Origin of the sequence: Mesorhizobium sp. M7A.F.Ca.US.005.03.1.1 (assembly GCF_003997975.1) — a bacterium.
Taxonomy (GTDB): domain Bacteria; phylum Pseudomonadota; class Alphaproteobacteria; order Rhizobiales; family Rhizobiaceae; genus Mesorhizobium; species Mesorhizobium ciceri.
Map to the genome: position 1 here is coordinate 1 of NZ_RZRO01000058.1, position 13,924 is coordinate 13,924.

General features: G+C 59.2%; 8 protein-coding genes and 2 pseudogenes. 1 reads left to right on the forward strand and 9 read right to left on the reverse strand.

Annotated features, from left to right (window positions below):
- Positions 1 to 23: 23 nt before the first annotated feature.
- A complete protein-coding gene (locus tag EN990_RS36720; RefSeq protein WP_135907184.1) occupies positions 24 to 152 on the reverse strand; it encodes a hypothetical protein in 129 nt (42 codons plus the stop codon).
- Between the two features lie 880 nt (positions 153 to 1,032).
- Positions 1,033 to 1,488, reverse strand: a complete 456-nt coding sequence (locus EN990_RS22145; protein ID WP_256748481.1) for a transposase — start codon at positions 1,486 to 1,488, stop codon at positions 1,033 to 1,035.
- Between the two features lie 793 nt (positions 1,489 to 2,281).
- On the opposite strand from EN990_RS22145, the gene EN990_RS22155 reads away from it, so the two are divergent.
- Complete coding sequence (locus EN990_RS22155) at positions 2,282 to 2,797, forward strand: DUF2285 domain-containing protein (RefSeq protein WP_224570032.1); 516 nt, start codon at positions 2,282 to 2,284, stop codon at positions 2,795 to 2,797.
- Positions 2,798 to 3,581: 784 nt separating this feature from the next.
- On the opposite strand, the gene EN990_RS22160 is transcribed toward EN990_RS22155, so the two are convergent.
- The 7 genes and pseudogenes from EN990_RS22160 to EN990_RS22190 form a co-directional block, all read right to left on the reverse strand.
- Positions 3,582 to 5,057: an NAD-dependent succinate-semialdehyde dehydrogenase gene (locus tag EN990_RS22160; RefSeq protein WP_095769043.1), complete on the reverse strand. Its 1,476-nt coding sequence runs from the start codon at positions 5,055 to 5,057 to the stop codon at positions 3,582 to 3,584.
- A gap of 415 nt (positions 5,058 to 5,472) precedes the next feature.
- On the reverse strand, positions 5,473 to 6,738 hold the full coding sequence (locus EN990_RS22165) for a pitrilysin family protein (RefSeq protein ID WP_128311092.1): 1,266 nt from the start codon (positions 6,736 to 6,738) through the stop codon (positions 5,473 to 5,475).
- 9 nt (positions 6,739 to 6,747) lie between these two features.
- A pseudogene (locus tag EN990_RS22170) lies at positions 6,748 to 8,052 on the reverse strand (pitrilysin family protein); the annotation flags it as partial.
- A gap of 1,950 nt (positions 8,053 to 10,002) precedes the next feature.
- Positions 10,003 to 11,331, reverse strand: a complete 1,329-nt coding sequence (locus tag EN990_RS22175; RefSeq protein ID WP_063169275.1) for a HAMP domain-containing sensor histidine kinase — start codon at positions 11,329 to 11,331, stop codon at positions 10,003 to 10,005.
- The gene (locus tag EN990_RS22180; protein ID WP_024505389.1) at positions 11,328 to 11,987 is read right to left on the reverse strand and encodes a response regulator transcription factor; all 660 of its coding nucleotides are present in this window, start codon (positions 11,985 to 11,987) and stop codon (positions 11,328 to 11,330) included. The genes EN990_RS22175 and EN990_RS22180 overlap by 4 nt, the downstream gene beginning before the upstream one ends.
- 619 nt (positions 11,988 to 12,606) lie before the next feature.
- Positions 12,607 to 13,039: pseudogene (locus tag EN990_RS22185) on the reverse strand (helix-turn-helix domain-containing protein); the annotation flags it as partial.
- Between the two features lie 244 nt (positions 13,040 to 13,283).
- Complete coding sequence (locus tag EN990_RS22190; RefSeq protein WP_224570033.1) at positions 13,284 to 13,742, reverse strand: response regulator transcription factor; 459 nt, start codon at positions 13,740 to 13,742, stop codon at positions 13,284 to 13,286.
- Positions 13,743 to 13,924: the final 182 nt, after the last annotated feature.

Below are 13,924 nucleotides of genomic sequence, written 5' to 3' on the forward strand. Positions count from 1 at the left end.
GCATCTTCCGCCCATGCCAGCAGCTACGCCGCCAGAGCGTCATCCGCAGCCTGCTTGATCAGCCATTCGATGTGATTTGACCACATCTGCAACACCTCGCGCTTCTCCTTGACGTTGCTATAGAGATTGTAGATTTCGCCAATGTCTGTCAAGGACGCCGCCTTGTGATTCAGTATGTGCTCGATGACGTGTGGCAATACCTGCCGCCTGCCGAGATTTGTCGCGAGCGTCCTGCGCAGATCGTGAAGGGTCCAGTTCTCCAAAGCCACCCCGTCAGTATTGACCTTGCCGTCTAGAGCCTTCTTGCCCTTCGCGTAGCCTGAGAAGTGGCTTCTTTCGTTGCCCCTCGCAGGGAAAAAAACGTGTCATTGGTCTTCGGTACCGTCTGGGGGACCGACACCGCCAGTGTGGACAGCGGAATAAGCGTAGGCTCTTCGTTCTTCGTGCGGTCACCCGATAGTTCCATGTTCCGGCTTCAAGGTTGAGGACCAACGCATCGCGGCAACTTCCGTACGCCTCTGTCCGGTCAGAATGAGCAGCTTGACGATGGAGCCGAACGAATAGCCGATATCGCCCGGTTCGGGCTCACAGCCCGTTCATATAGCCGCCAGTTCGGCATCGTTCACCACTCGCTTGCGCTTGACGATCGGGGCCGGATCCGGATTTTCCAATCCCTCGCGGGGAAACCGCGGATGAGCCGTTGCGGCGGTTTGCGACACCAGTTGAAAAATGCCCGCATACACCAGAAGGCCGTGTTAGCCGCTTGCGGGTGACCCCCGGCGACGATCTTCTTGGTGATGTTAGCAATGTCGGTGTCGATCACATGGTGGATAGAGCGACTCCCGAGGGCAGGCACAAGATACCGGTTCAGGCTGGCCTCGACCAGTGCGGTGTTTTGAGGGTCGTTACTCGGCGGCCTGGAGGTGACCGCCATCGCCGTCCTCGGTATCGTCAGCGCTGATATGCGCCTGATCGGCAAGGAAGGCTGGCAGTTCCGATGGAGCTATGCTGGAATTTGGGTGACGAGGCTGATCAAGCGGCGCTCTGCGGCTTCGTTTCGATGACCTGGATTCCGTCCAGGAACCTGGCACCTGCGATGAGTTTCGGCAACTGATTTTGTCCTTTCAATCGTCGCCACTTCCTGGCCGCGGCCAACAGCTTGAAGACCATCAGCTGGGCGGTTTTCGAGGATAGCGAGCCCTTGGTACGCACCGTGCGATAGCGAACGGTTGCAAAGACGCTTTCGATGGGATTGGACGTTCGCAGATGATCCCAGTGTTGGGCGGGGAAATCGTAGAGCGCCAGCGACGCAATATGATCTTTCGTCAGGCAGTCGACCGCCTTGGCATACGCCTCGGCCTCCATCTCGATCGCATGCGCAAGCAATTTGCGCGCGCCGCTGCGAAGTACATCCGTCAGGGTATCATCGATTTCGTCGGGCTGACGAAGGCGAACAATGTGTTGATAGTCTCGTTCATGGCGTATCACTCTCCTTGAGAGGTACTGGCAGGCTTCATCACCCGCCTCGATACGCCGCTCTCCTCAAGCCGCCATCATCCAGTTTCCGCCATGGCTCCCCCTGATTGATCCGCTTCACCTGTGCAACTGCACAGGCTGCCCTAGCGGGGAGATTGGCCTCCAATGGCGAAAGCTTGCCGCAGGAGACCCTCCGATGACCGTGCCTATGGCGCCGCCGCTACGACAACTTGCCGACAAGCAGCGTGCGATCCACTGCCGCGCTACTGCGCCTTCAAGGGACGTCTGGATCGCGACGCAGGAGCCGATGACCGTTACGGGATCAATTCCAGGTCGCGCTGGCCGTCGCTGTGCCAGTTCGACGGTCTGGTGGCAATTTGGGCACATCTTCTGTCGCCGACAGTGGCGATGGCTGACGCTTCAACGAAACGGGGTCTTCGACGTCTGCTGCCTTCGCCGATGCTTTGCGAAGTGGCATAATGTTTCGACGCACGCAGGCGCGGGCAGGGGATGTCAGTCATGAATCTCCTGACTGGCGCGGATCAGGCCGATTGGCGGGATGAAAGATCATACGACTACACCGCTGGCCTGACGCTGCGGGAGTGGGCTTGGGAGTTCTTACGCCGCAATCCAGCGTTCCAGCGCGATCTGACCGCTGCGCGCCAGCATTGCAAGACTTGGTCTCTCCAATCCTTTCTCGATATGGTCGCGTCGGCCGGCGACCTGTCACGCTGGGGTGTTCTGTTTCGCGGAGTCTTGTGGCCGCGCTTCGGTCGTATTCTGGTGTCCGCTCTGGTGCGTCCATGTGCTGCCGGTCATTGCGGAACGGTTGCCTGCCTCGTCGCCGACACCGCCGTTCGAACTCTCGGCATTGCCCTGTCGTGCAATCGTCCTGCTGGCGCCCGACAAGAGCCAGCATGTTCTTCTTCGCAATGCGGACCACGCGCTGCAGCTCGCCGTCTCGGGCGCGAATATCCTCCACCCTGTTTGCCTGCATACGCAAGCCATCTGGCCCGCGGTGCTTTTAAAGCATCGACTGAGGGGACTGGAGTGCCTCAATGCTCTCAGTCTAGGGCAACAGTTGCCCCCCCGCTTGTTTGCGCCGGAAAAGCGCGGCGTTCGTTTGTCCTTCGTTCTTCGTGCGCTCGACGGTTCGCTCGCCGGAGCACCTCATCGCGAGCTCGCCGAAGTTCTCATCGGTCAACGGCGCGTCCATGCCGACTGGGCGGATCCTCGCGATCATCTGCGCGACCGCATCCGTCGGGCCGTCTCGCGTGGCCGCGCGCTCATGAATGGTGGCTACAGAGATTTCCTAATTTGAAAAGCGACAGTCCGCGCTGTGCGTCGGTGGATGAACGTTCGCTCGCAGCTGTACCCGTCACCAACAGTTCGCCCGCCGACAGGACTGCATGGCGCCTTGCAAGTGCGCTCTGGTCTAGCTTGTCGATGCCGAAATGAGATGGGCGAGGGTGCCAAGGCGGTGGTTCATTAGGGCCGGCCTCGACCTGGACGCACATCATTGGTCGGAAAGCGGCGTGCACCGCAATGTCGCCATAGCAGCCAAGATCCTTTGAGGCCGGACCTGCAGTCCTGTTGGACCGGCGGGTGCAACAATATGGAGGGATCTGAGGCCTCACACCGTTCCCTGGTCGACAGCTCGGTCAACATAGCACCCACCGCTTGATTATGGAAATGGTGTGCCTGGAGTGCAGCGAGTAGCGGCTTGCTGCGCACTGTCCTAAGAATAGCAGTCATGACCCGTCTGGGGTTCTGCAACACGACGATTCAACCGCTTGGGCATTGTCGCATATCCCACAATGTAGAATGCGCAACAGGGCAAAAGCTGATCCATCGGCGGTTTATCAATGCTTTTTGGCTTGGCACGGCACATGCAACGCAATCGGCAAAAGGCGCACGAACTGAGTGGCCCATCGGCCCTAGGAGCGCTGACTTATGCCCTCCCAAGGCATGTCCGGCCCGACAGCGAGCTCAGTCTCCTGCCGGGCATCCGTGTTTCAGGTCAACGGCGTTTGGAACTTCCAATTAGGTGGCGGCATTGACCGCAGGCCGCCCCCCGGTGGGGCGGAGAGACAGTGCAGCAGGTTTCAAATCCCGCCCATGCAAAGATATTTCATTTCCAGATAGTCCTCGAGGCCATGACGGGAACCCTCCCGCCCGATGCCGGATTGTTTGATCCCGCCAAACGGTGCCGCCTCCGAGGACATGCGTCCCGTGTTGATGCCAACCATGCCATATTCCAGAGCCTCTGCCACACGCCAGACCCGCTTCAGGTTTGAGGCATAGAAGTATGCGGCGAGGCCGTATATCGTGTCATTGGCCTCGCGCACGACCTGATCCGCATCGTTGAAGCGAATGATCGGCGCGAGCGGCCCGAATGTCTCCTCTTGCGCGACTGCCATGACGCTGGAAATCTCGGTGAGGACCGTGGGTTCGAAAAACGTGCCATTCTTGCCGATACGCTGGCCCCCGCATCGTATTGTGCCGCCTTTCGCAATGGCATCTGCGACGTGAGACTCGATCTTGGCCAGAGCATGCTTGTCGATGAGCGGTCCGATGTCCACTCCGGCATCGAATCCGTCGCCAACCGACAAGTGCCGGATTCTTTCCACGAATTTCTTGACGAACTCATCGTGAACGCTCGATTGGACGTAAATGCGGTTCGCGGAAACGCAGGTCTGGCCGGCATTGCGGAACTTCGCCTGGACCGCACCGTCAACAGCACCGTCAATGTCGGCATCATCGAAGATGATGAAAGGTGCATTGCCGCCGAGTTCAAGGCTGACCTTCTTGATCTGGTCAGAGCACTGACGCATCAGCAGCCGTCCGACCTCGGTCGAACCGGTGAAGCTGATCTTTCGAATCTTGGAATTGGTGCAGAGTTCACGGCCCACGCGATCACCTTCGGACGCATAGATCAGGTTGACCACGCCATCGGGAAAGCCGGCCTGATGGGCGAGGGCGAACATTGCGCCAGCCACGAGCGGCGTCTGTTCAGCGGGCTTGAGCACGATTGTGCAGCCCGCAGCCAAGGCCGGCGAGATTTTGCGCGCCACCATGGAGGCCGGGAAATTCCATGGCGTGATCGTGCCAACAACGCCGATGGGCTGCTTGATCACTAGCATTCGGCGGTCTGTCGAGGGTGCCGAGATCGTCTCGCCATAGACGCGATTGGCCTCCTCGGCATACCATTGCAGATACGCCGCCGCATGCGATACCTCTGAAATGGCTTCGGCAAGCGGCTTGCCCATTTCCGCAGTCAGAATCGCGGCGAGATCGCCTGCATGGTCGATGATCAGCTGATGCCATCGCCAAAGAACGTCGCTACGTTCTCGGGCCGTCAACGCGGCCCATCCCGACTGCGCAACATAGGCCTTGTCTACCGCAGCACGTGTCTCCTCCACGCCCATATCGGGAAGCTCTGCCAAAACTTCGCCGGTCGACGGATTGACGACCTCGAACGTCTTATTGCCAACTGGTCTGCCGAGTGCCGGCAGGCGGTCGATGGCTCCAAACAGGTGCGGGGATTTCAGACGGCGGATCATCGGCAGGCACAGGGGCAATACCGGATTCCTCCTCAACGCAGCGAACATCCAGGTCGACAGGCCGTCAGTGTGTATTCTGCACCAGTGGGTTCGTCGTAGGGCCTCGGCAAAGCAGCTGGTAGACCACGCTAGCCCGATGAAAAGACAGCAGTTTCGTTAGTTTGAGTGCCCGCGGTTCATCAATTGATGGATTAAGCAGTCGGATGTTTGCTTCATCCACCATGCCTGCTGGTGGCATGCGACTGAATTCTGCAAAAAGGCGGCATACATGCTGAGGAGCGCCATTTCGGCGAGAGGCCGCCGGACCGCCAATGCCGCGCAAGGTCGGCGAAAACGACTCCGCGCGTCTGCATGATCTGCTTGGCCCACGGGCCTCCACATTCGCTCTTCCCACGAGAAGCCCCGATGAAGAAGGAAGGTGAGATGAGTTTCTTTACTCATCCTTGCCGCCCAGCGGCGGGCCGACCACCAAAATGGCGGGCTCGGCCGAAAGCAGCTTTTTGGCCGCCGCCTTGACCTGTTTGAGCGTCACCCGACCGATGCTGCGGGCGCGACGCTGGTTGTAGTCGACGTCGGCCTTGTGAATCTGCAAATCCAGGAGCCGGTCTGCAATCGAGCGGGTCGAGCCCAGTTGGTCGATGGCATAGGCGCCGATCAGGTGCTTCTTCGACGCCTTGAGCTCGGCCCCGGTCGGTCCTTGCTGCGCCATCTGCTTTACCACATCTCGCACGATGCTCAGTGTTTGGGCAGCGCAGTCCGAGCGTGTCTCTGTCGTAACCAGAAGCGAGTCAAGGGTTAGTTCAGAGCTGACGTGATAGGCAAGGCCGCGTTTTTGACGTACCTCCTCGTAAAGGCGGGAAGTCAAGTATGAGCCGCCAAGGATGTCGTTCAGCAGCACGGCCGCGTAGAAATCCGGCGCGCTAGGCTTCACGCCAGGCCAGGCCAACGTCAGCGAAGTCTGCGGCAGGTCGTAGTTCTCCTCCACCAGTTGACCGAGTTTCGGCGCGACATCGTAGACGGGGACGAGGGTTTGTTGCTCAGGCAAATCACCAAACAGCTGGTCAAGCCTTTCCCTCAACGTGTTCGCGTCAATGTCACCCACCACGGCAATATGGAGCCCGTCGCGAGCGAAAATGGCCTGGTGGAAGGCGCGGAGGTCGGACGGCGTGATGCCGGGCAGGCTCTCTTTTGTGCCTTCTCCCAGCCTTGAACAAGGATGCGCGCCATAGATCGCGCGCAGCCATTTGCGCTGAGCGATGGCGTTAGGGTCTCGCTCGCTGCCGACGATGCGGGAGACAATCTCGGCGCGGACGCGATCGATCGGCCCCTGCTCGAAGCGCGGCGCGTTCAGCGCGAGCCGAAGCAGGCCGAACGCCGCGTCCTGCTTTTTGGAAAGCATGCACATCGATCCGTAGATGTCGTCGCTTTGCGCGTCCAAACTCATTTCGGCGCCGGCATGGTCGAGCTTCACCTGGAAGGCACCGCTGTCGTAATGGCCAGCGCCTTCGATGAACAGGCCGGCCATCAGTTTGGCCATCCCCTCCTTCCCGACCGGGTCCTGCTTGGTGCCGCCCTTGAAGGCAAAGCCGATGTTGACGATTTCCACTGTGTGGTCCTCCACCAGCCAGGCGATGATGCCCTTTTCGGACTTCACCTCCTGGATGTTCATCGCAGCATGGGGCCGAGCGCCGAGCGTCATCTCTTGATTCTCCGTCTTGGGCAAGAGATAGCCCGTGGTCGAACGGTCGAACGCGAGATAGCGGGCGGCAACTGCTTTGATTTGCTCGGGGGTAACCTTGCGGATGCGATTCGGCCGTTCCTCGACATCCTTCACGGTACCGCCGGTGGCCAGCGTCGAGCCGTAGATGCTGGCGAGCCAGTCCAGGTTGTCTTCCGCAAAGATCATATTGAGCAAATAGTGGTCCTTGGCCTTGCCTAGTTCCTCGTTGCTGACACCATCCTCGGCAATGCGGGCAACTTCGGCAGCGGCCGCCGCTTCGAGATCAGCCAGCTTGGCATCGCCGCGCGGTGCGCCATAGATGGCGAACTTGGTGTCGTCGAGCATAGTGCCCTGGAAATAGACGCGGGCGCTGGAAGCGATACCTTGCTGGACAGCGAGCGCCTGGTAGAGCCGGCCGCGGTTACCGCCGCCGAGAATTTCGGCCAGCAGGTCGAGCGCTTCGGCCTCGCCCGGCTTGGCGGTGTGGTAGGACGGCACCACCCACTGCGTCGAAAAACTGGGCACGCTGACGCGGGCGTCTGAGAGCGTGACGGTGCGCCTGGTGTTCTGCTCGGGCTCAACCGGCCGGATGCGCGGCGGCAGGTCAGGTCCGCGCGCCACCTTGCCATAGGTCTTTTCGGCCAGCGCCCGCACCGTGTCCGGTTCGACATCGCCGGCCACGATCAGCACGGAGTTGTTGGGCCAGTAGTACTTTTCATAGAAGACGGTGGCGTCGACGCGGTTCAGCTGCTCGATCTCCTGCATCCAGCCGATGATCGGGATGCGATAGGGGTGGTTCTGCCACAGCGTCGCGTCGATCTCCTCATGGAGAACGTCCTGCGGGTTGGTGTCGGTGCTTGAGCGGCGCTCCTCGATGACCACATCGCGCTCGGTCTTGACGACATCGTCGGTCAGGATGAGGTTTCGCATTCGGTCGGCCTCGAAGCTCATCATCAGCTCGAGCGCCGACGGCGCCACTGTCTGATAGAAGGCGGTGTAGTCGGAGGAGGTGAAGGCGTTGTTGGAGCCGCCGATCTCGAACACTGCGCGGTCGAATTCGCCGCCCGCATGGTTGGTCGTCGCCTTGAACATCAGATGCTCGAAGAAATGGGCGATGCCGGATTTGCCCGGCGGCTCGTCGGCGCTGCCGATCTTGTACCACACCATGTGGGTGACGATCGGCGCCCGGTGGTTGGGAATGACGACCACCTCCATGCCGTTGTCGAGCACGAAATCCCTCGCCTTGCCGTCCTCCCATGCGACGGGGATCGGAGCCGGCCCCGCGCCGACCAACTCGGACGCAACGGACGTCCTGCGAAGCCCATGAGTGCGGGGCTTGCTTGGTAGTTCTGGTAGGGAGAGTGGGGTTATGGGCTGCGTTCCTGGCAAAGTGATCTGTTCCTCATTTTGAAGGATCTATGTCTCCCGAACGCCTATTGGGAGAAAGTGGATCGGCACGCGACGCCGAGCCACATGAGCCGTCAGCGTGTTGCTGGGCCTGACGCGAGCCTCATCTTTGGATGCGTCCGGGAAACTTTCGGCATGGTGAGGCCATGGGAAGTCTGCTCGTTATCCATTGGGTGTTTGCGGATACCTGAGCATGCCCCGTGCCAAGTAAGAAAGCCCCGATTCGCAAGGTTTGATCCAACCTTGATACTTGCGATATCCGACATTGTCGGGCATCCGACAGAAAGCGCCTTTCGCCGGCGCGCCGGCTATGACGCTCGCCTCCTCCGGCGTGACGACGATCCTTTGGCGGGCGCCGCGCACACCGATCTGCCCGCCTATCAGCACCGCGACATCGAAGGACAGCGCGATCGTGACTGGATGGGTCTTACGCAAACATGCAGCAGTGCCACCGCGATCAGGACTTCATCCGCCCCACAAAGACCCGAGCGCGAGGGACGACGTGTAAGGCAACATGTCATCCTCGATAATGATGCCGCGCATAAAGAGGTAAGGTCCCTCGTCGTACCGGCGAGCCCCTTCGCTGGGTCTCGCGAGGGTCTGGTTTGCGAACGTCGACCGACAGCATCACGGCATGGGCGGCCCCATCGGTAGGCAAGCATTGACCGTGCCATCAGCGTTGAGGCAGCGCAGAGCCCAATTTCCCGGTGCCAGCCGGTACGTTGGAGCTTCAACTGTGGCCAGCCAAGCGGGCCGAGGCCGTGAAACTCCTGATACCCTGGACCGTCCGGATTGCAACGCACGACGCCTTGGTCTCGCGCCAACGTCCATTGACGCTCAGCGAAGCATCATGCGGACGAGCTGGGAAAGCTTGGCCGGGCCGGCGCCTTCCCAGGCGCATGGGACGCGCGACGACCCATGTGGACCTTGGATTTCACTACGCACTTACGCTGCTTTGGCCTTGTCAGCAGCCTGAGCATAAAGCGTGCTCAGCTTTCAGGGCGAGCCTCTTTCATGTTGATAGCATCTGTCGTCATTCAGGATCGCCCCATTTTCGCATGCCGCTTGCAGCTTTCAGACTGTTGTCAGCCAGGGCCGCCATAAAGGGTCTCGTTTAACGCATTCGGGAGGCTTCATCACTCGACCACATTAATTTCGGGCCGTTCGCCGGCGCTCCGAATGGCACTTAACACCAGATCCTCTCCAAACCCGTGATGATCCAAGAGGAAAACGAAAAATCCCTAAATCATAAAAAAGCACCGATACGGTCGGCTCCAGGCTGATGAAATTGCGGTCTCACTGGCCACGCACGATACTTGCGATGGCGATGGCCATTGCAAAGGCCGGTCAAGCACCCAAGACGCTGACAAGCACGCCTCCGACCAAAGCTCGATCGTTGGCAGCCTTTCTAGCCGTATACTTGGGGCATTTTGGGACGGCGATCCGGACGCCGATTAAAACCTGCCGGTCGTCTAAATGGAATGGTTGGTCCGGGTCCTTACTGGACCTGCGCCAACCCGATCGGGCCGGCGCACAGGGGCACCCAGACAATTGGACACGTCGCCTTTGCGCGGCGGCTTGCACTTTCTCGGATGGCCTTTTTTCTCCCCGGGCGAAATCGAGCGAGCGGTGAGGCGGAGCCTTCGATTTTGCCGATCATGTCGTGTCGCTTCGATCGAACTGCTCAGACGATGATAGCGGCATTGATTGCCGCGGCCGAAATGCGTTGTGTGAAGTACGATTTCTACGCCGTATACATACTGCCGTACAGTTCGCCCTGTCAGCAGCCTTGCCAGCAATCCGCCCTGTGTCCAACTGTCGTCGAATTCACCGGTGTCATTGAGGAATTCGTATGATCGCCTCGAAACCATCATTGCGACCGCGGGCGGGCGACGCAAGCTCTAGACTGCCACCGATCCGCTGGATAACCATGTTAGCGATATGTAGACCAAGGCCTGAGCCCGCAGCAGGAGTAGCACCACGACTAAATCGCTTTGTAAGCCCTTCGAGGTCGGGGAGGGGCACCACCGGTCCGGCGTTTGCAATAGCGATGGTTCCATCAGTTTGGACGGAAACTGTTGTCGGAACAGTGGGCAGTCCATGTATCAGCGCATTCTCGATCAGGTTACGAAGGAGGATCCCAAACGCATCGACATCCACTTTGCGCATCAAAGTGGGGCAGCCGTCGACGTTAAGATGCAGGCGTCCGGCATATTGCGGCTTTTTCCTCAGGTCATCGATTTCCAGCCGAACCGATCGGACAAGATCGATCGCGTGATCCGCCATGCCAACCCCCGATTCGGCTTGAGCGAGCTGAAGCACTTTTTCGACAAGGCGGCCAAGGCTCGACAGCGCTTGCTCGATGCCGCGCGCACGCATTTTGGCCGACCCATTGGGAAGCTCGGCCACTAATCTCTGCATCTGAGCGATTGAACCTGCGATCGGCGTGCGCAGTTCATGCGCACTGTTTGCGGCGAACTCGCGTTCGGCCTCGAGAGCCGCCCGCAGACGATCGAGAAGCCGATTGACGGATGCCGCGATTGGAGCCAACTCTGCCGGGAAATCGCCCAAGTCCATTGGTGACAGATTGCCGCCGTCGCGCGATCCGATCTGCTGTCGCAGTACCTCGATTGGCCGCAGCGAGCGCCGGATCACGATCCACCAAACAGCTAAGCTAAAGGGCAGGAGCACGAGTGTCGGAAGGAAGACAAAAAGTGCGCCCTTCGCGATTGTGGTACGGCGGCCATCAAGCGGTTCGGCCAACTGATGATACACGCCGTCTTGGATCTCCTCTGTGTAGACGCGGTAATCAGCGTTTCGCCAAAAGCCGTTACTCAGGGGAGCATCAGGGAAGGGCTGCTGACCCTCTTCCGGTTCAGAAATAAGCACTACCCCGTACTTATTAATAACCTGCTCACGATAGGTCCAGTACTTTTCATAAGTTGGCAAGTGGTTATTGTATTGATCAACGTGTTTTCCATTCAAGACCTTGATCAGCTCTGGTTCTCTGTACTCTGCGCTCCCCTGGAGCAAGTCATCCGAACTTTCGTTTACATTATTGCAAAAAATGAACGCAGCAATGGTTGGGGCGGCGATCCAAACCAGGAGCGTTGCCCCGCCTAACCACGATATCAGCTTTCTCGTCATGCTGTTCGAGTTCGTCATGTGACCACGAGCCTGTATCCGGAGCCACGCACGGTTGCTATTCTATCCCCGCCGATCTTCTTGCGGAGCCGGCTGACATAAACCTCCACTGTGTTGCTCTCGAACTCCGAATTGAATGAATAAAGCGCGTGCTCGATCCTCCCCTTTGAAACGACCGAACCGGGCCGGCGTAGAAGGCAGTCGAGCACCGCCCATTCGCGTCCAGACAGGTGGACCTCCTGCCCGTCGCGGAAGAGGCGTCGCTCGGCTGCCTGTATGGAAAGCGTCCCAACCGAAAATTGCGGCTCCGGAAAATGCCCTTGGCGACGTGCCACTGCACGGATGCGTGCCGAGAGTTCCCCCAGATCGAACGGCTTGACCAAATAGTCGTCGGCGCCAGCGTTGAGCCCCTCGATGCGATGCGAAATCCGATCGCGGGCTGTCAGAATGATGACCGGCGTTGTATCAAGCCCCTTGATCAGCTCCCGCAGATAGTCGATGCCATTGCCGTCCGGCAGGTGAACGTCGAGCAAAATAACGTCGTAGCCGGCCACAGCTGCATGACCGCGCGCTCCGGACAGGCCCTCGGCCCAGTCGACCGCGTGGCCACCAGCCACCAAATGATCGTGCACAGCACTTCTAAGGTCGTCGTCGTCTTCAATGAGCAGTATTCGCATCAGGCTGCCGAGCTCCGGTATGAGGGCAAGGCTCCTGCCTTATTGATCGAAGCTGACAGTAGGCTGAACCGGCGCCAGCGAATATCTGGGGGCTTTCAGGCTGCTGTCAGCTACAATTGCAAGAAAGGGGTCGTTAACAAAGCCAAACGAAGAGGCCTTATGAAACCCCTCCTGATCTCGGCACTTTTGCTCAATGTGACCACCGGCGGCTGTACACTGGTTGGCGGGCAATTCGACGTGGCGGTCAACGAATGGCAGCCGCGCCACGCGTCAATGTCCAGGCTTGAAACTGACAGGTGTCTTAAATACGAGGGCACCGTAGCGGGTGCCTCCAGTTATCGAACAGTGCCTAGCAGGTCAGAAGTGCACTTTGACCATAGGGGTCGTCCGTATTTTCGGCGCTCGCGAACAGAGTCGACGGTCAATCGATGCGCCACTGCCAGAGTCTGGAACGGTCAAGTGTTTGTTATCCCCCGTCCGGGCCATATTCTCTGCCGAGGACCAAGAAGGCCCTATTTTCGGTGCCCACGAACAGAGCCAACGGTCAATCGATGCGCCACTGCCAGGGTCTGGAACGGTCAAGTGTTTGTGATCCCCTGTCCCGGCCGTGTTCTCTGCCGAACTCGCCCTTGTAGTCGGCACACCAAAGATCGTTAGGGCGACAGCCGTTTGAAAGTGGTGTCCCCGTCGCCCTGTTGCGCCTGCGCTTGCGGCGCTCGACCATGCCGTGGCGGTCGAGCACGGCATGCACGGCCGAGATCGCGGGCCGGTGCACATCCGGATACAGCCGGGCCAGCCGCTCGCGTATCTTCGGCGCACCCCATGTCGGCTTGTCTTGCTTGAGGCGCACAATCAGCTTCTCGATTTGAAACGGAAGCTGATTGGCGTGGCGATAGGGCCGCCGCGATCGGTCCGTCAGCCCTCCAGGCCGCTGTCGTTGTAGCGCGTGAGGATCTTGTAGCCGGTCTTGCGCGAGATATCGAACTCCCGGCAAAGCACCGCCATCTTCTCGCGTCCAGCAGCCGGGCGACGAACTTCAGCCGCTCTTCCATGACGTTACACTCCTTCCAAGGCACCTTGCTCTCCTTGCAAAGGGCCGAAAGTGTAACCCATCTATCCGGAATGAACTGTCACCCATCTCTCGGGAAGGAAAGTCATGGCCAAGGCAACTGGAAGCCGAATTTTCTTTTAGAGTATGAATCAGCGCCGTCTGCCGAAAAGCGCGTCCACGATCTTCCCTTTTGAAACGACCGTGCAGGGCTGGGGCAGACGGTAGTCGAGCACCGCCCATCCGCGTCAAGTCAGGTAGACCTCCTGCCCGTCGCGGAAGAGGCGTCGCTCGGCTGCCTGTATGGAAAGCGTCCCAACCGAAAATTGCGGCTCCGGAAAATGCCCATGGCGACGTGCCACTGCATGGATACGCGCTGAGAGTTCCCCCAGATCGAACGGCTTGACCAAATAGTCGTCGGCTCCAGCGTTGAAGCCCTCGATGCGATGCGAAATCCGATCGCAGGCTGTCAGAATGATGACCGGTGCCGATTCAAGTTCCTTGATCAGCTCCCGCAGATAGTCGATCCCATTGCCGTCCGGCAGGTGAACGTCGAGCAAAATAAGGTCGTAGCCGACCACAGCTGCATAATCGCGCGCTTCGGACAGGTTCTTGGCCCAGTCGACCGCGTGGCCACCAGCCACCAAATGATCGTGCATAGCACTTCCAAGGTCCTTATCGTCTTCAGTGAGCAGTATTCGCATCATGCTGCCGAGCTCCGGTATGAGGGCAAGGCTCCCATCTTATTGGTCGAAGCTGACAATAGGCTGAACCGGCGGCAGCGAATTATTTGGGGAGCTTTCAGGCTGCTGTCAGCTACAACTTGCAAGAAAGGGGTCGTTAACAAAGCCAAACGAAGAGCCCCTATGAAACCCGTCCTGAACTCGGC

Excerpts from the sequence above, each read along its gene's own strand:
- EN990_RS22190 (WP_224570033.1), bottom strand. The coding sequence starts at position 13,742 with ATGATGCGAATACTGCTCACTGAAGACGATAAGGACCTTGGAAGTGCT.
- EN990_RS22180 (WP_024505389.1), bottom strand. The coding sequence starts at position 11,987 with ATGCGAATACTGCTCATTGAAGACGACGACGACCTTAGAAGTGCTGTG.
- EN990_RS22165 (WP_128311092.1), bottom strand. The coding sequence starts at position 6,738 with ATGACGCTCGGCGCTCGGCCCCATGCTGCGATGAACATCCAGGAGGTG.
- EN990_RS22175 (WP_063169275.1), bottom strand. The coding sequence starts at position 11,331 with ATGACGAACTCGAACAGCATGACGAGAAAGCTGATATCGTGGTTAGGC.